General features: G+C 58.1%; 16 protein-coding genes. 12 read left to right on the top strand and 4 right to left on the bottom strand.

Features of this window, described 5'->3' with window-relative positions:
* Window positions 1-258 precede the first annotated feature (258 nt).
* Window positions 259-1,446: a thiolase family protein gene (locus tag JCM12296_RS00270; RefSeq protein WP_054688700.1), complete on the top strand. Its 1,188-nt coding sequence runs from the start codon at window positions 259-261 to the stop codon at window positions 1,444-1,446.
* Window positions 1,447-1,473: 27 nt separating this feature from the next.
* Window positions 1,474-3,501, top strand: coding sequence for a 3-hydroxyacyl-CoA dehydrogenase/enoyl-CoA hydratase family protein (locus tag JCM12296_RS00265; protein ID WP_054688699.1), 2,028 nt, complete (start codon window positions 1,474-1,476; stop codon window positions 3,499-3,501).
* Between the two features lie 216 nt (window positions 3,502-3,717).
* Here JCM12296_RS00265 and JCM12296_RS00260 read toward each other — a convergent pair whose 3' ends face one another.
* Window positions 3,718-4,077: a MarR family winged helix-turn-helix transcriptional regulator gene (locus JCM12296_RS00260; protein ID WP_083455661.1), complete on the bottom strand. Its 360-nt coding sequence runs from the start codon at window positions 4,075-4,077 to the stop codon at window positions 3,718-3,720.
* Window positions 4,078-4,459: 382 nt separating this feature from the next.
* On the opposite strand from JCM12296_RS00260, the gene JCM12296_RS00250 reads away from it, so the two are divergent.
* From JCM12296_RS00250 to JCM12296_RS43060, 9 genes are all read left to right on the top strand, one after another.
* Window positions 4,460-6,001, top strand: coding sequence for a YifB family Mg chelatase-like AAA ATPase (locus JCM12296_RS00250; RefSeq protein ID WP_054688693.1), 1,542 nt, complete (start codon window positions 4,460-4,462; stop codon window positions 5,999-6,001).
* A 42-nt stretch (window positions 6,002-6,043) separates the two neighbouring features.
* Window positions 6,044-6,412, top strand: a complete 369-nt coding sequence (locus tag JCM12296_RS00245; protein ID WP_054688691.1) for a hypothetical protein — start codon at window positions 6,044-6,046, stop codon at window positions 6,410-6,412.
* A complete protein-coding gene (locus JCM12296_RS00240) occupies window positions 6,346-7,365 on the top strand; it encodes an ABC transporter substrate-binding protein (protein WP_083455660.1) in 1,020 nt (339 codons plus the stop codon). The genes JCM12296_RS00245 and JCM12296_RS00240 overlap by 67 nt, the downstream gene beginning before the upstream one ends.
* Window positions 7,366-7,388: 23 nt before the next feature.
* Window positions 7,389-7,706 carry a hypothetical protein gene (locus tag JCM12296_RS39545; RefSeq protein WP_054688687.1) on the top strand — a complete coding sequence of 106 codons (318 nt, stop codon included), beginning with the start codon at window positions 7,389-7,391 and terminating at the stop codon, window positions 7,704-7,706.
* A gap of 1 nt (window position 7,707) precedes the next feature.
* Window positions 7,708-9,384, top strand: a complete 1,677-nt coding sequence (locus tag JCM12296_RS00230) for a HAMP domain-containing histidine kinase (protein WP_054688685.1) — start codon at window positions 7,708-7,710, stop codon at window positions 9,382-9,384.
* Window positions 9,366-9,746, top strand: coding sequence for a response regulator (locus JCM12296_RS00225; protein WP_246803880.1), 381 nt, complete (start codon window positions 9,366-9,368; stop codon window positions 9,744-9,746). Before JCM12296_RS00230 ends, JCM12296_RS00225 begins: the two co-directional genes overlap by 19 nt.
* Window positions 9,747-9,752: 6 nt before the next feature.
* Window positions 9,753-10,937: a pyridoxal phosphate-dependent aminotransferase gene (locus tag JCM12296_RS00220; RefSeq protein ID WP_054688680.1), complete on the top strand. Its 1,185-nt coding sequence runs from the start codon at window positions 9,753-9,755 to the stop codon at window positions 10,935-10,937.
* A gap of 76 nt (window positions 10,938-11,013) precedes the next feature.
* On the top strand, window positions 11,014-11,862 hold the full coding sequence (locus JCM12296_RS43065) for an NAD(P)-binding protein (RefSeq protein ID WP_246803869.1): 849 nt from the start codon (window positions 11,014-11,016) through the stop codon (window positions 11,860-11,862).
* Window positions 11,853-12,428, top strand: coding sequence for an FAD-dependent protein (locus JCM12296_RS43060; protein WP_246803868.1), 576 nt, complete (start codon window positions 11,853-11,855; stop codon window positions 12,426-12,428). The genes JCM12296_RS43065 and JCM12296_RS43060 overlap by 10 nt, the downstream gene beginning before the upstream one ends.
* Before the next feature lie 50 nt (window positions 12,429-12,478).
* Here the strand turns inward: JCM12296_RS43060 and JCM12296_RS00210 are convergent, their stop codons facing one another.
* From JCM12296_RS00210 to JCM12296_RS00200, 3 genes are read right to left on the bottom strand one after another with little or no spacing between them, the layout of a single operon-like run.
* Window positions 12,479-12,919 (bottom strand): hypothetical protein, encoded by a 441-nt coding sequence (locus JCM12296_RS00210; RefSeq protein ID WP_054688678.1) that lies wholly within the window; start codon window positions 12,917-12,919, stop codon window positions 12,479-12,481.
* Window positions 12,920-12,952: 33 nt separating this feature from the next.
* Window positions 12,953-15,697, bottom strand: a complete 2,745-nt coding sequence (locus JCM12296_RS00205) for a nitric oxide reductase activation protein NorD (RefSeq protein WP_054688676.1) — start codon at window positions 15,695-15,697, stop codon at window positions 12,953-12,955.
* 1 nt (window position 15,698) lies between these two features.
* A complete protein-coding gene (locus tag JCM12296_RS00200; protein ID WP_054688673.1) occupies window positions 15,699-16,511 on the bottom strand; it encodes a CbbQ/NirQ/NorQ/GpvN family protein in 813 nt (270 codons plus the stop codon).
* 349 nt (window positions 16,512-16,860) lie between these two features.
* On the opposite strand from JCM12296_RS00200, the gene JCM12296_RS00190 reads away from it, so the two are divergent.
* Window positions 16,861-17,748, top strand: a complete 888-nt coding sequence (locus JCM12296_RS00190; protein WP_306303925.1) for a TraB/GumN family protein — start codon at window positions 16,861-16,863, stop codon at window positions 17,746-17,748.
* Window positions 17,749-17,777: the final 29 nt, after the last annotated feature.

Genomic DNA, 17,777 nt, shown 5'->3' with positions numbered 1-17,777 from the left:
CAACATTTAAATGCAGTCGGTTCCGCAAGATCAAACCGATGATGCGTTCCCGTGGCCGTGCTAATAGTTAATATCTTAATAGTTGACATATGAATTAAGGCCCGCTAAATTCTATATTTATGGAAAATCGATATCCTGCCATTTTGTTTTGTACCCTAACGAAGATCCACCGTTGTATCGCATGATCGTGTGGGATTGTTTTATCTGTATGGGCAGCACAATGAACCCTTTGACACCTAAATTATTTAAGGAGGAGATATGTTCAGCAAGGCGTTTGTTCCTTATAAAGGCTACTGGAGTTCACCGTTCAGCCGCTGGCAGGGAATGCTGGCAAACCAGGACTCGGTGCATCTGGCGGCTGCGGCCACGCGGCAATTTTTTACCCTCCGGGGGTATACGCCGGATTTGTTCGACGGCATTGTGTTCGGTACCACCATCCCCCAGAAAAGCTGGTTTTATGCGTCTCCCTACTACGCTTCGCTGATGGGGAACCCGAAGATCAGCGGACCCTTGATGGCCCAGGCTTGCGCCACTTCTACCGTATCGCTGAATTATGCGGCCAATTGCATCGAGAACGGCAACAATCAGACGATGCTTGTGGCCACGACAGATCGCATGTCCAACGGCCCCAATATCCTCTGGCCGAACCCCACCGGTCCCGGCGGCCAGCCGACCTTCGAAAGCTGGGTGATGGACGGTTTCGCCATGGACCCCATGGCCGAGACCAGCCCCACCGGCACGGCCGAGAACGTGGCTAAAAAGCATGGGTTCACCCGTGAGCAGTCCGATGCCATGGCCATCGCGCGTTATAACAAATATACCGATGCGTTGAAAAATGACCGCGAGTTCCAGAAACGCTACATGCTGCCCTTGGAAGTTCAGGTATCCAGGAAGAAAACCGTCGTTTTTGCCGAGGACGAAGGCATTACCCCCTGCACCGAGGAGGGGATGGCCAGATTGAAGACCAAACCCGGTTGCGTGATCACCTTCGGCGCCCAGACCCATCCGGCCGACGGTAACGCCGGCATGATCGTGACAACGAAGGCCAAGGCCGACGAACTTTCCGCCGACAAGAACATAACCATTCAGCTGATCGCCTATGGCGCGGCCCGGGCCGACAAGGCCCATATGCCTGAAGCGGCCACGTTTGCCGCCCAGAATTCGCTGAAAAACGCCGGGCTGAGCGTTGCCGATCTGGCAGCGGTGAAAACCCACAACCCCTTCACGGTCAATGACCTGACCATGCAGAAGATCATGGGGGTCGACGAGAAGATCTTCAACAATTACGGTAGCTCCATGATTTTCGGTCATCCCCAGGGGCCCACGACCATGCGTCTGTTTGTTGAACTGATCGAGGAATTGGTTATTCTGGGCGGTGGCTATGGCCTTCTGTCCGGTTGTGCCGCCGGCGACAGCGGCGCTTCCCTGATCGTCAAGGTCAACTGATCGGCCGTAACCCTAGGAGACGTGAGCATGGCAAACCAAAAGAAACTCTATCCATCCTTTCAGAATCCTTACCTCATCCAGCCGACGGTCGCCCTGCCCGATGAGATGGCGGTGGTGGGTGCCGGCCATATCGGCCCGGATATCGCTTATTACCTGCGTACGGGGTTGCCCGACAGGAAGCTCTACCTGGTCGACGTGGTCGAGGAACCGCTTAAAAAGGCCGAGGCCCGATTCAAGGGGTACGCCGAGAAGGCCGTACAAAAGAAGAAGATGAAGCCCGAGGTGGCCGAGAAGGTGCTCGCCAACATCGTCTACACCACCGATTACGGCCAGTTGAAGAATTGCGGGCTGGTCATCGAGGCGGCTACGGAAAACCTGGCGCTGAAGAAGAAGATTTTTGCTAATCTGGAGGCCGCCACCAGTGAGAAGGCGATCCTGACCTCCAACACCAGCGGTATTCCGGCCCATGAGATCTTTGCCGAAATGAAGCATCCGGAACGCAGCACGATCACCCATTTTTTCGCCCCGGCCTGGCGCAGTCTGCCCGTGGAGGTGATCAATTGGGAAGGCGCTTCGGACGAACTGATCAACAATCTGTTGTGGTTTTTCGCCAACACGGGCAAGGCGCCTTTGGTGACGGACAACGTCTACTCCTTTCTGTTGAACCGCATCTTCGAGAGCTACACCAGCGAGGCGGTCTTTCTTCTGGACCGCGCCACCGCCAAACAGGTGGACCGTGTGGCCGAATCCCTGGTGGCTGCCGGACCGTTTTTCGTGCTCAACCTGACCGGCGGCAATCCCCTGATCTACGAATCCCAGACCCGGCGCATGGGGGAAAATCCCTGTTACCAGCCGTCGAACCTGTTACATTCGGTGGCCCAGTGGACGGTCAACCGTCCGGGGACCCAGGTGGATGTGCCGGAAGATGTGGCCGGCTGGATCAAGGATCGGCTGTTGGGGCTGGTGTTCTCCCAGTGCTTCGACATTGCCGATCGCGGCGTAGGAACACGCTCGGATCTCAACTTTGGTAGTATGATCGGTCTGGCTTTCAAGAAAGGCGTGTTTGAATTGATGGCCGACCTGGGTGAGGCCGAGGTCCAACGGATTGCCGACGCCTTTGTCAAGGAGCGGCCCGGGTTCCCGGCGCCCACGCGGCCCATCGCCGAATACACCGACTTCCCCCGCGACATCCTGGTGGATGACAACGATGGCGTGCGCATTATCACCATGCGTCGGCCCCAGGCGGCCAATGCCTTGAGCGCTTACAGCTGCGATGAAATTCTGGCCGAGCTGAAAAAGGGCGAGGCGGATTCAGCGGTGAAGGGGTTCATCATCACCGGATACGGCACCAAGGCTTTTTGTGCCGGTGCCGACATCGGCGGATTCATCGCCACTTTGGGCGACCATGCGGCTGGTGCGGCCCTTTCCCGCCGTAACAGCAAGCTGATCGAATACATCGACCAGATGGACAAACCCGTGGTGGCGGCAGTCAACGGCTTGGCCATGGGGGGCGGCGTGGAAGTGGCCATCGCTTGCCACAGCCGGGTGGCGGATAAAAAGGCCTTTTTTCAATTGCCGGAGATTACCCTGGGCATCCTGCCCGGCATGGGCGGGGCGGTGATGCCCTACCGTAAGTGGCCGCAGGCCGCGGAGACCTTCCACGGCATGGTGGGCGAGGCCAAACGTCTCACTTGCCAGGAAGCTGTGGAAATCGGCATGGTTCAAACCGTTGCCAGCAGTTTTCCGGAACTGATTCAGGCTGCCATGGCCGAGGTCGATCGCCTATCCGGCCAGATTCCCCGGGCGGCCACCGGTGCCGTGAGCATTCCCGAATTCACGGTTCCGGACGAACCCAAGGCCGGCAACATGCCGTTGAGCAAAGAAGCCCTGGGCATCGTCGCCCGCGTGGTCAACGAGGGTGCCGCTGCCGACAGCCTCAAGGCCGCCATGGAGATTACCTACGAACGTTGCGGGGATATCTCTTGTATCGACGCCCCCCGGGAAGGGTTTTCGCCTTCCTGGAAAAACGCAAGCCGAATTTTACCAAATAGGTAGGGGCCAATAATCGGCATGCTGACCGAGGCCTAACGCCCCGCACATGGGGGGCTTGATCGGCCGAGTATCGAAAAAGCCAGGACGAAAGTCGCTCCTGGCTTTTTTTATGATCAAACCCTATGGTTCGTTTAGCGGATGAAAGCGCCGCTATCGGCTGCTGTCAATTGTCGGTGTCGTTGACGATGGTTTCTTTTTTGAGAATATCATTCAGGATGGTCAAGAGTTCGATTTTTTTGGGGTGGAATAGTTTTCCAGAAATGCGTTTACCAGGCGATCGTTCCAATCCGCGATGTCGCTTAGCACCCGCCTTCCCTTTTCCGTAATTTCAAGCCGTTTTAAACGGTCATCATTTGGGTCGTTGGTCCGGATGATGAATCCCGTCTTTTCCATCCGTTTGGTGATGCCCGTCATGTTGGCACCGGAGACCAGCATGATGCGGTTGATGTCACGAACCGTGTTCTGACCATTTTCAGACGCATCCAGCACTCTGAGAACGTTGTATTGCGGAAAAGTGAGATTGAAATTCTTAAAAAAGTGCTGCGGACTCTTTTTTGAACCGCTCAGCGACCCTGACAATGGCCATCAGCACCCGTTCATCGATGCTTCTGTCATTTGTAAAGTTGCTTTTCGCCATGGCGCCCTTTTTACTGGCAACTAGTTTGCTAATATTTAAATAGTTAATGTGTGAATAGTCAATAGTAAATCGATGGCGCATCGCGCTTTAGATGACAACCGGTCTATAACATTATGGCATTTCGGCTACAAGGCCTATGCTGACAGCCGCAGTTTTCAAACAGTTTCTCGGGCAACAGTCTCTTGACCTTTTGTTGTACAGCAATTCAGCCGTCGTTAATCAGGTTATTGCACAAAAACATTGTCCTCCATCGGAAGGCCTGCTATAGAATTTACTTCGTATGTTTTGCACGAATAAAATCATTGTCTTCCTTGGAGGTCGGGATTGCTGGCCAGAGTCTTGAGCAGTGCCGTGATCGGCATCGATGCCTATTTGGTGGAGGTCGAGGTCGATATCGCTCAGGGATTGCCCACCTTCACCACCGTGGGGTTGCCCGAGACGGCCGTCAAAGAGAGCCGTGAACGGGTCAAGTCCGCCATCGCCAACTCCGGCTACCGTTTTCCGGCGGACCGGATTACCGTCAATTTGGCGCCGGCCAACATTAAAAAGGAGGGCACCGGTTTTGACTTGCCCATGGCCTTGGGGATTCTTTCGGCGACCGGTTTGATCCCCGGAAATGGACTGGCCGGCTATCTTTTTCTCGGAGAGCTCTCTCTGGACGGACGCATCAAGGCGGTTAACGGATCTTTGCCCATGGCGATTGCCGCGCGCAAGGCCGGTTATCGGGGAATTGTCGTGCCGGCCGAGAATGCCAGGGAAGCGGCGGTGGTGGCCGATCTGAACGTTTACGGCGTCCATACATTGGGGCAGGTGGTTGATTTCCTACGCGGACTCGTATCCATTGCACCCGAGCGGGTCGATTGCCAGGCCATGTTCACGCAGCCCATTCCCGCCGGCATCGATTTTGCCGAGGTGATGGGCCAGGAGCACGCCAAACGGGCGTTGGAGATCGCCGCCGCCGGTGGCCACAATCTCCTGATGGTCGGGCCGCCAGGTTCCGGCAAGACCATGCTGGCCCGGCGACTGGCGACCATCCTGCCGCCCATGTCCTTTGACGAGGCCATCGAGACCACCAAGATTTTCAGCATCGTCGGCATGCTGGACCGAGCGCGGCCGTTGGTGACCCATCGTCCGTTCCGTTCTCCCCATCATACCATTTCGGATGCCGGACTCATCGGTGGCGGGCATTTTCCCAGACCGGGAGAGGTCAGTCTGGCCCACAATGGCGTCCTGTTTCTGGACGAGCTGCCCGAGTACAAGAAAAACGTTCTCGAAGTCTTGCGTCAGCCGCTGGAGGATTTGCAGGTGACCATCTCCCGGGCCGCATCAACCCTGACGTATCCGGCAAGTTTCATGCTGGTCGCGGCCATGAATCCATGCCCGTGCGGTTATCTTTCCGACCCCCGGCATGCCTGCCGCTGTACGCCCCATCAAATCCAGCGTTATCGGGCAAAGATTTCAGGGCCCCTTTTGGATCGCATTGATATTCATGTCGAGGTGCCGGCCGTGTCCCGCAAGGATCTCATGGCCGGCGGCGATCAAGAATCCTCGGCGACGATCCGGCAGCGGGTAATGGCCGCGCGCAGCATCCAAAGTCGACGTTTTGAACGCACGAAAGTTCATAATAACGCCCAGATGGCCAGCCGCCACATTCGTCGCCATTGCCGTATCGGCGATGATGCCGAAGCCGTGTTGACCTCGGCGATCGATCGTTTGGGGCTTTCCGCCCGGGCGTATAATCGGATTTTGAAAATTTCCCGGACCATTGCCGATTTGGAGGCCATGGCCCATATAGAAGTTCATCATGTGACCGAGGCCGTTCAGTACAGAAGCCTGGATCGATCCCGGAAACAGTTAAATCCCTGAACTCCCGTTACCGTTCCAACCAACCCAGCAACAGGTGCTTCGATGCGTCATATGCTGATCATGCTGGTTCTTTACGGTTTTTTGACAGGCGTCGCTACGGCCTATGACGTCGTATGGGCGGCTTCCCCGGGTTCTTCCGCCCCATCGCAGATGCTTCGTTTCGGTTTGCATGTCAGTACCATGGGCAGCTTTGATCCGCATCTTGCTGCCGGCAGCCAGGATCGTGCCGTGGCGGACATGCTATTCAATGGGATTTTGCGCTATCGGCCGGGAGAGGCACCCCGCATCGAACCCGATCTGGCGGAGGCCATCCCGACCTTTGAGATGATCGATGGCCGTCAAATATGGACGATCCGCTTGCGCCAAGGGGTTTTTTTCATCCCGGTCCGCAAACGGCCGCCTATGAATTGACCGCCGAGGATGTGGTTTTTTCACTGGGCAAGGCTGCCGATGCGGCTTTTTCCGCTTACGCCAGCGAATATGAAGGCCTGGATGTGGCCATTGTGGACCGCTATACGGTTCGTATCCGTCTGTCCACGCCCCTGTCCCCGATTCTTTTTTTACCCAAGTTGACCAATTATGCTGGCGGCTTCATTGTCAGTCAAAGGGCTTTCGAGGCCATGGGGCACGACGCCTTCGCAAAGCATCCTGTGGGGACGGGACCGTTTGTTTTTCAGCGCTATGATCCCGGTTCGGCGCTGGTTCTGACCGCCTACGACGGTTATTTTCGTGGACGACCGCAACTTGACGGCGTAACGATCCGTTTCCTACCGGATATCCACCGGCGCGAAGCAGCCTTCAAGCGGGGAGAACTGGACGTGATCGCGGGCTCCGGTGAAAAAGGATGGATCGCGTCCGTGGACGCTTTAAAGGGGATTGTCGTCGACACGTTTGGGGTCGGTGAAGTGGCCACGCTCTATTTCAATACCCGGATGCCCCCTATGGATGATCGGCGCGTCCGCAAGGCGATTGCCTACGCGCTGGACCGGAATCAATTCTCCCGTTGCACAAGTCCGCGTCTGGTGGGGAAGGCTTTCTCGCCGGTACCGACCTCGCTGGTACCGGGCGGTTTGAGCCCGGCGGAATGCGTTTGTCTGGGGCTGGATTATGCGACCGATCTGAGTCGTTCCCGGCAGTTGTTAGCCGAGGCAGGATATGCGGATGGCTTTTTACTCGATTTGGTGACCAGCGAAAAGCGGCTTTATCGGGCCTATTATGAATCCATAAGAGATCAGTTGGCGCGGATCGGCATTCGTTGTCGGATTCACATCCAAACCCATGCTCAGATGCACCGGACGATCCGTCAAGCGCCCCGGGCTTTGGTTGTTTATGTGCCTGGCGGCCGAATGCGGATACCTATCTGAATCAATTTTTTCACTCCACCGCCATGGGCATCAATGGCGGGCATCCGCATACCAATTTTTCACATTATGACAAGATCGATCGGCTGATCGAGGCCGCGCGGGTGGAAATTCTGCCGGAAACGCAGATCAGCCTTTGGGAACAGGCCCAGATCCGAATCTTGGATGACATGGCGGCCTATCCCATCATGTACACCAAACAGTGTTATGCGCGGCGGGAAAGGGTCGATTACGGTCACCCATTGGTCGCCACCATGGCGCTTTACCCGCAGTTTACCGAACAGACCCGTTTGGTCGCGAAGCCTTTCGCGCGACCCCCGTCTTCCACCGGGAACCCGCAATGACATGAAGATCTATTCTAAAATTCTGGTCACGACCCTGCCGCTGGCCTTTTGTCTGGTATTGGCAACCGTGGGTACGGCCTATCACTTCTCTCGCGCCGCCCTGACCGAAATGGCGAAAAGTTGGCTGGACGCACGTCTTTCCGAAGCCATGAAAGTACTTGTCAGCCAGGAAACGATGTTGCGCCGGTATCGTTTGGAGACCATTCCCGCCAGTATTACCAAGGCGCAGCTGGATGCCGGTACCATCATTGCGGGAATCGATGTGGGCGAAAAGGGGTGCATTTTTGCCATCAGCGCCAGCGGACGAATCGTCGTTCATCCCCAAGCCGGCATGGTGGGCACAGATGTCAGCGCAAAGACGTGGTTCAAGAGGCTCGCAACGAAAAGTCGTCAACTGATCTATGAGACGGATCAGGGCCCTAACCTTGCCATGGTGGCCTATTTCGCGCCTTGGGACTGGTATGTCTTGGCCAGTGATCCGGAACACGAAATTTACGGCGTGGCCCGCCGCATGACCCCGTACCTTTTCGGGATCAGCATTGCCGGATTCTTGGTCATGGCAGGTGTCCTCATGCTGTTAACGCGCTGGCTGGCGGTGCCTTTGCGGCAACTGACGGTCGGCGCCGAGAAATTTGGACGCGGTGAGCTCAATACACGCATCGCCATTCAATCACAGGATGAATTCGGCCGTCTCGCGAGTGTATTCAACCAAATGGCCGGTCAACTGCAAGGAACCCTGACAGAATTGCGACATTCCCATCAGCAATTGGAAGATCGGGTTACCGAGCGCACGTCTGAGTTGTTCCATGCCAATGCGCGGTTGCGCCAGGAAATCAAAGACCGTGAACGCATGAGCCGGGAAAAGGACAAGCTCCAGGACCAATTGCTGCAAGCCCAGAAAATGAAGGCCATCGGGACCCTGGCCGGAGGCATCGCCCATGATTTCAACAATCTGCTGATGGGCATCCAGGGGAATGTGGAGCTGATGGCCCTGGATCTGGGGCCGAATCATGAACAGAATGCCCGTTTGGGAACCATTCGGGAGTGTATCCACAGCGGTACCCGGCTGACGCAGCAACTCCTGGGGTTTGCCCGACTGGGCAAATACGAGGTCAAGGCCACGAACCCCAACGAACTGGTGGACAAATGTATCGACATGTTTGGGCGGACTCGCCAGGAGGTGCGCATTCTGACCCATTTTTCCTCGGACATCTGGGCGGTGAACGTGGATCAGGGCCAGATCGAGCAGGTGATGCTCAACCTGCTCATCAACGCCTGGCAGGCCATGCCCGACGGGGGGACGATCACTCTTGCGACGACCAATGAGACATTGGACCGGCAGCAGGTGGAACTGCACCAGGCCAACCCCGACAATTATGTGCGAATTTCCATTAGCGATACGGGCATCGGCATGGAAAAGACCACCCTGACGCGGATATTTGACCCATTTTTTACCACCAAAACGATGAAACGGGGAACCGGCTTGGGACTGGCATCGGCCTATGGGATCATTCGCAACCATGGTGGATTTATCGATGTGCAGAGCCAGATCGGTCAGGGAACCACTTTTCATGTCTATCTCAAGGCGCTCCATACAGAGCGTGTCGATATCACCCACCCCCCCCATCCTCCCCGTAAGGCAAAGGCACCATCCTGTTGGTGGACGACGATGCGCTGATCGTGGATGTGGGCAGGCAGATGCTGCAGGCTTTGGGATACGAGGTGCTCACGGCCGATGGCGGGCGGGCTGCCATCAGCACCTATCGCATGTATGGCGAAAAGATCGATCTGGTGATTCTGGATATGATCATGCCGGACATGGGAGGGGGGCGGGCCTACGATGAACTGAGGACAATCCATCCAACCATCAAGGTGTTGCTGGCCAGCGGGTACAGCCTCAACGGGCAAGCCAGCGAGATTCTGGAACGCGGATGCAATGGATTCATCCAGAAACCTTTCAATCTGCAGGCCCTTTCGCAAAAAGTCAAAGATATCATGGAGGAATCTCCCAGGGCGGAGAAACCGGAGCGGAGAAAATAGACCGGAATGTATTCGAGACGATTTGACTGGGATGCACAACCGCATCCCTTGAGCCAGGCGACGGACAATCAGATGGTCCGGGGGAAGACGATTGTCAACCTGGTTGACGCCAATCCGACGCGATGCGGGTTTGCCTACCCGGAGGATGCCATTTTATCGGCCATCGCCCGGCCTGACGCCATGACCTATGATCCAGCGCCCAGGGGGCTGCCGGCGGCCCGGGATGCGGTTTGTGCCTACTATCGGGAACAGGGGGCGGTGGTTTCGGCGGAGCGCATCCTGCTGACTGCGGGCACCAGCGAGGCCTATGGGTTGCTGTTCAAACTCCTGGCCGACCCGGGAGATGAAATCCTGATTCCCCGGCCGGGTTATCCGCTGCTTTCCCATCTGGCCGGCTTCGAGGGGTTGATTTGCCACGCCTATCCGTTGCGTTATAGCGAGGCGTCAGGATGGAGGGTGGACCTGGAGGTGGTATCGGCGCTGGTCACGACGCGGACCCGGGCGGTGGTGGTTGTCAGCCCCAACAACCCCACCGGCAATTATATCAAATCCGAGGAACTGGCCGCCCTAGACACCCTTTGTCGCAAGCACGGGCTAGCCTTGATCGTGGATGAGGTCTTTGCCGACTTTCCCCGCCGACCGTCGCATCCGGCTGTAAAGAGCGTGGTGAACCGTACGTCGGCGCTGACCTTTGTTCTCAACGGTGTTTCCAAGATGCTGGGGCTACCTCAGCTGAAACTGGGCTGGATCGTGGCCGGCGGAGATCCGCGTGAGACCGTTACCGCTATGGAACGGCTGGAATTGTTGATGGATTTTTATCTGACGGTGGGCACGCCGGTGCAAACCGGCACGGCGCAACTGTTGGCCGGGCGACAGGATATCCAGCACCAGATCAACGCGCGCCTTACCGATAACGAAGCCTGGCTGGACGCCCGGTTAACCGGTACGGCCAATATTTGTCGGCTGGCCCGTGAAGGCGGCTGGTATGCGGTGTTATCCATCGATGATGCCATCGGCGACGATGCACGGGCGCTGACGCTGATCGAGAAGGCGGGGACCTTGATCCATCCGGGGCTCTTCTACGATTTTTACCGGGAGGGATTTGTCGTCCTCAGCCTGCTCTTGCCGCCGGAGCGGTTTGCCCATGGGGTTTCGAGCCTGATCCGGCGCTTCGGTCGTCCGGCGGCTTGATTGCCAGACGCTGCTGACGTATAGGGTCTTTCATGGATAGCTTGTTTTTTCCTTTGCCAACAGCGAGGCGATTGTTGTGACGACTTCATCTCCAACCAACGGATCCTATGATGTGATCATCGTCGGCGGCGGACCGGCCGGGCTTTTCGCGGCCTATTACTTGGGGGAGCACACCGATCTCAAGGTGCTGCTTCTGGAACGGGGCAAGGGGCCGCTCAAACGCGCCTGTCCGGTGGCCGACCGGCAATTCTGCACCCAATGTCGGCCCTGCAATATCCTTTGCGGCATCGGTGGCGCAGGTCTTTTTTCCGACGGCAAGCTCAATTTTATCCATAAGTTGGGTAAAACCGACCTCACCCAGTTCATGCCGATCTCTACCGCTGAAGCCCTCATCGACGAAACCGAGGCCATCTTCAACCGTTTCGGTATGGACGGGCCGATTTATCCCACCGACAGGGTCCGAGCCCGGGAGATCCGCAAGCACGCCAAGCGGTTCGGCATCGATCTGCTGCTGATCAAGCAGAAACATCTCGGCAGCGACCGCCTTCCCGGATATATTGCCGCCATGAGCGATTACATCCGATCGCGCGGCGTGGTCATCCATACCTCCGAGGAGGTCAAGGATGTGATTGTGGACCAGGCGCGCGTCGTTGGCGTGCAGACCAGCCGGGGCGAGTACCGCTGCGATCATGTGATTTTGGCGCCGGGTCGCATTGGCGCCGATTGGGTGGCCCGCGTGGCCCGGAAATGCGGTATCGGCCTGACCCAGCGCGGAATCGAAGTGGGCGTGCGGGTGGAGGTCCACAATGACATCATGCAGGATCTGTGTGATGTGATTTACGATCCCACGTTTTTGTCCAAACGGGCAAGTACGACGACCAGACGCGCACCTTCTGCACCAACCAAGGCGGATTTGTGTCCCTAGAGAGCTATAGCGACTTCGTCTGTGTCAACGGCCACGCTTATCATGACCGCAAGTCGATGAATACCAACTTCGCTTTTCTCTCCAAGGTGGTGCTGACCGAACCCGTCACCGATAACCAGGCCTACGGCGAGGCCATCGGGCGGCTGGCGACCCTGATCGGCGGGGGAAAACCCATCCTGCAACGTTTCGGGGATTTGAAGCGCGGGCGACGCAGCACCTGGAACCGCATCCGCAAAGGCTATATCGAGCCCACCCTGACCAATGTGGTCTGCGGCGACATCGCCATGGCACTTCCGGAACGGATTCTCACCAATATCATCGACGGGCTGGAGCGTTTGAACAGCGTGGTGCCCGGGGTTTCCAACGATGAAACCCTGCTCTATGCCCCGGAAATCAAGTTTTTCGCCACCCAGGTGGAAACCACCGCCCGGCTGGAGACCCAGATTCGGGGCATGTATGTTGCCGGCGACGGTCCGGGTGTGGCGGGAAACATCGTTTCGGCTGCCGCCACGGGCTTGATTCCGGCCAAGGCCATTTGGGAAACGGTCCGGCCGGCCACCACCTGATCCACCGGCAGCCATCCTTCTGGTAAATGCAGCATGCCCCGGCCGTCCTGTCAGGGGGCCGCGGTGATCAGGGACTTGACCGTATCCAAAAGGGGCGGCTGGAGAGACCGCCAGTTGGGAAAGAGCGCCTTGTCTCCATGCCATTGCAGGTCGACCACTTCGAATTTTTCCGGAATCACCTTCTCGGCGTTCTGGCCGTAAGTCTGCCGCGGATAATATTCGAGCAGAATCATCCGGTGATGATCGATCTTGAATCGGCGGACGATCGTCGTGGCCACATGACTGATACAGGCCCTTACGGAGACTTTTTTCATGGCCGACGGCCGGTCACCGGGCAGATCGGAAACGACTGCGATGATGGGTTTGAGCTGCGCCACGGTGGAACCCTCGTCTTTGGAGAGATCGAAGATTCTCAAGCGACACCGTCCGGCGGCCAGGTTGAATTTACCACCATAACCCTCCCAGTGGAAAACATCGTCAAAAATTTTCACCGACGCTCCTTTTGTTGACCGTTTGGCTTTATCCTAATGCCGTGTTAGGGCGCTGTAAACCCTGACCAGTTTGTCGGGAAGGTCATGAATGTTGCCGATCAGGGTGTGGTGCGAGCTACCATAGAGACGATCCAGTTGTCCATTATCGGTGATATTCACGGTAATGGCCTTGACATGCACGGCGGCGGCACGGGCCTCCATGACGGCCCGGCGGGTATCCTCCACGGCATAGGCCCCTTTGTACTCCAGGTCATTGGGGTACCCGTCGCCCAAGATCAGGATCAGCCGCACCCGGGCCTGTACCGGTTGCATCCGTGCCGTGGCGTGACGGATGGCCGCACCCATGCGTGTACTGCGTTGGGGCGCCATGGCGCCGATGCGCATTTTGACCGTATCGTCAAAGGGGGTATCCAGATCCTTGACCCGGTAATAGTCCACCCCCAGGGGACCGGTTCCGGAAAAACCGGCGATGGCAAATCGGTCGCCCACCACCTGGAGGGCCTCGCACAGCAGAACGATGGCCTGCTTTTCCACATCCAATACCCGGTTGCCACGTTCATCCACCGTGTTGGCCGTTGAACGCGAGAGATCGACCAATAGGAGGACCGCCACATCGCGGATGCGTTTGACACGCTTGATGAACAGGCGGTCCGAGGGCATCAGGCCTGCCTTGCGGTCAATGGCATAATCCAACAGGGCGCGATAGTCGAAGGCGTCCCCCTCCGGCCACTGGCGCAGAATGGTCAGTTCCTCGGGCCGCAACAGCTCGAAGGCGTAGCGGATCCGGCGCACCAGGCCATGGAAAGCCTGCAGGGTCTTTTGGTAAAAAGAGCCGTCCGCGCCATGGATTTCATGCTCCAGCAGGCGTACCCGGCCGGGGAGGTAGTCCCCCATGCACCCATCCCACTCCCGGTAGCGGAAGCTGTTGGCCGGATCGACCTCCTGGACCGACGAGCCCAGGCCGTAGCGGCACATCAGGGATTCCAATTCCAGCCAGGAGAGTTCGACAGCGGCAGCCGTGTCGGTTGTGGTGGATCGACTGGCGATCAACTGACGCAGATCGGATTCGGCCAGCTGACCATTCCGGTCCGCCAGTAGACGTTCGATGTCGCTGCGATAGACCTGGATGTGGTGGGCGTTCAGTTGATTTTTGATTTCGCCGGCAACTCGGCGGTAGGTCGCGTCAAACGGTCCGAAACCATCCGGATCCAGCCGGCGGCCGTAGGGCAGACGTAGCGGCGCATAGGCAGGCGGGGACGCCGCACGCGCAAGATCGGCCAGCCCACCATACCCTTCGATGGTGAGTTGGGCACTGGTTTGCGGCGAGTCAGCGCCTTCTTCCATTAACGCGTGGAAGCGCTCGGCCATGGTTTGGAAGATGGGCCCCAAAGGCGGCGCAACGGATAGTGGCACCTGTCGTGTCAGGTGGCGGTAAAGCGGGTAAAGGGTCCCGCCAACCGGAGCGCTGCCGGGGACCGCCGGTAAGACGGTGCTGTCCGCCTGCCGGAGACGTCGGTCGAGGCCGGGATAGTGCTTACGAACCATGTGGGCGATGCGAGCCTGTTCGTAAAGGGTGAACAGGTCCAGGACCAGGCCCGGGCGATCGAAATGATGGATCAGTCGCTCCAGATCCGAGGCTGTCGAACCGGTGCCTGCCGGCGGCAATGGCATGTCGGCCATGGCGAAGGCTTTTTCCGCATCCAGATCAAAGGTGCCGAATTCAATGCTTCCGGCCTCCAGCCGTGTGATCAGGTTGAACAATGCAGCATTGCCCGGGCGATCTTCCAGGCAGTCCATTTCATCGGGCAGATAGATGGCCCGTCCATCACAGCATACCCATGGCGGCGTTTCTGTCGATCCGCCCGGCAGGGCAGACAGCGGCCGCACGCTGATGGTCCTTCCCGTTCGGGCATTTAGGTAGCGCTCCAAATCGGCCCGTACCGCGGCCAGGGGCACGGCGACCTGAAGTTCCCGGCAGACCTCTCTGGCCTGGCGGGATTCCAGCGAGAGAAAACGCACGCCGGCTTCCGGGCTCCGGAGATAACGATGGATGGCCTGATCCAGAAAATGATTGAGTGCCGTTTCCGAAAGAAGACGCAAGCCGCTGGCCAAACCTTGCAGATAGTCGTCGGCCAGGCGTTCATCGACGCCCATGATGCGGGTTAACCCCCGGATCTGCCATAATCGCCGTGTCCCGGCGAACCCATCCACGGCGCGTGTCAGGGTGTGGGTCAGGTAGACCGTCCGGTTGTAGGTGGTGTCCAGGGTGTAGGTGGTGGTCAATAGATCGAGAAAGGCGTGCGCATCGGCCATTGCTCCGGACCCGATAAGAGCGGAAAGCGTTTCCAAGGGGGCCTTGAGCGTATAGGTGCCCTTTTTCAGCATCACTTGCATGGCCGTTTCAACGTGATCGACCATTGGGGCATCCTTGGCGGTCAGGACGACCGGCAGGTGACGGGCAAGCAGCGTGGCCAAGGTCGGGCCTTTGGCCGCTGCCTTGACCACTTGATCCAGATACCGGTCCAACTGATCCTGCGCGCCGCCGGCAAGCATCCGGCCCACACCCTCGGCCAGGGTGTAGCCGTAGGAGAGCTCGACCGCCAAGGCTTGGATGATCGCGTCGACCGATCGCTCCATGACCGCGGCGGCACCGATTTTCAGGGGGGCTTCGGCCAAGCCGGTCTGCAGCCGCCGGGCCGCCTCGGGGTCGGCCAGTGCCAGATGGTTCAGGAGCCGGCCGAGCGGCGCGGCTGGATCGGAAGTTAGCGGTGCCGCCATATCACAAAAGATCGTCGATCAAGTCGCTAAGCGTTTCCTGCAAGCGGTCGTCATCGGTCAGCGGTTGGCACAACGCCGCCATGCAGGCGCTTTTGAAGGTCACGCCATTACGGATCAGATCGGCGGCGTAGATGAGCAGCCGCGTGGAAGCACCTTCGGTGAGGCCGTGTTCCCGGATGTTGCGGATCTTGCCGGCCAAGGTGACCAGCCGCATGGCCGTGTCGGTGTCGATACAACCCTCGGTGGCCACGATGCGGGCCTCGTCTTCTGGTGGCGGATAGTCGAAGGTAAGGGCCACGAACCGTTGGCGCGTACTCTGTTTGAGGTCCTTGAGCACGGATTGATACCCCGGGTTGTAGGAGATCACCATGAGAAAATCGGGGTGGGCCTGGATCACCTCGCCCTTTTTTTCGATGGAGAGCGTTCGTCGGTTGTCGGTGAGCGGATGGATGACCACCGTGGTGTCTTTGCGTGCCTCGACCACTTCGTCCAGATAGCAGATGGCGCCCATGCGTACCGCCCGGGTCAGGGGACCGTCCACCCAAACCGTCTCGTCGTTTTTAAGCAGATAACGGCCGATCAGATCCGAGGCAAACAGGTCTTCGTGACAGGCGACGGTAATCAGCGGGCGCTTGAGCCGAAAGGCCATATGCTCGACGAAGCGTGTCTTGCCGCATCCCGTGGGGCCCTTGAGCATGACCGGCAAACGGGCCACTGCCGCTGCCGAGAACAGGGCTATTTCGTCACCGGTGGCCAGGTAATAGGGTTCCGTATCGATGATGAAAGGCTTTTTCGAATCAAAATCCGCCGTCATGCTGATATCCTGTTATGGTGGGTTTCGATGGCCTGTCGCCCAACCGCCGATTGACATCCGATGGACATCCCCTGCCGCCCGAACGGCCGGGAAGGAATCATCGTTTGACATCAACGATCGAGCGTATATATTGGCTCAGCTTCAGATCATCCGACAAAGCACCGATCCCGGCCCAAGGCGGATGATGGACCGAAACCGGTTCCATCAGGGCCGGTATCCGCGGGTTGGGTGCCGCTGATCCGGTCTTGATCCGGTCTGCCGGAGGCCGTCGACCGGGTCGTCTGAATGCGCCCATGGGCTCTTAACGGCCGGAATTCGGTCCGGCGACAGGAAAAATACCATAGCTTCGATGAATGATAAACTCAACAACGAGATGATCCATCGGCTCGATTTCGGCGATAAGCACGTGATCCTGGTGGGAACCGCCCATGTGTCCAGGGAGAGTGTGCGCCTGGTCGAGAGCGTTATTGCCGAGACCCGACCCGATACGGTTTGCGTGGAATTGTGCGCAAGCCGGGCCCAATCGATTCGCCAGAAGCAGCGCTGGCAGGAAATGGACATCATCCGTGTGATCAAAGAGAAAAAGGCGCTTTTGCTGCTTTCCAACCTGATGCTGGCCTCGTTCCAGCGCCGGATTGCCGACCGGTTGGAGGTGGCACCCGGCCAGGAGATGATTCAGGCCATGGATTCGGCCGAGGCCGTGGGGGCGGCGATTCACCTGGCCGACCGGGATATCCGTACCACCCTCTCCAGGACCTGGCGCAGCCTCGGGCTATGGGCTAAAGCGAAACTGCTCTTCCAATTGATTCTCTCCCTGGGGGGCGTGGAAGCGATCAGCGAGGAAGACGTGGAAAAAATGAAGCAGCAGGATATGCTGGCGTCGATTTTGGAAGAGGTCGGCAAATCCATGCCCCAGCTGCGCAACAGCCTCATTGACGAGCGGGATCGCTATCTGACCGAAAAAATCCGCACGGCGCCGGGCAACACCATCGTGGCCGTCGTTGGCGCCGGACATGTGCCGGGAATCAAACGCTACTGGAATGATCCGGTCGACCTCGCCGATCTGGAATCGCTGCCGCCCAAGGGGCGCTTGGGCGGATTCCTGAAGTGGTTCATACCGGTGTGCATCTGCCTTTTGATCGTGTATGGTTTTTTCCGTGGCGGCTTTTCCGCCGGCACGGACATGGTCACCTGGTGGATCCTGGCCAATGGTGTTCTGGCAGGGCTGGGCGCCTGATCGCCTTGGGGCATCCTTTGACCATCCTT

The sequence above is a fragment of the Desulfosarcina cetonica JCM 12296 genome (assembly GCF_001311845.1).
Lineage (GTDB): Bacteria > Desulfobacterota > Desulfobacteria > Desulfobacterales > Desulfosarcinaceae > Desulfosarcina > Desulfosarcina cetonica.
This window is presented reverse-complemented; position numbering and strand designations above follow the sequence as displayed.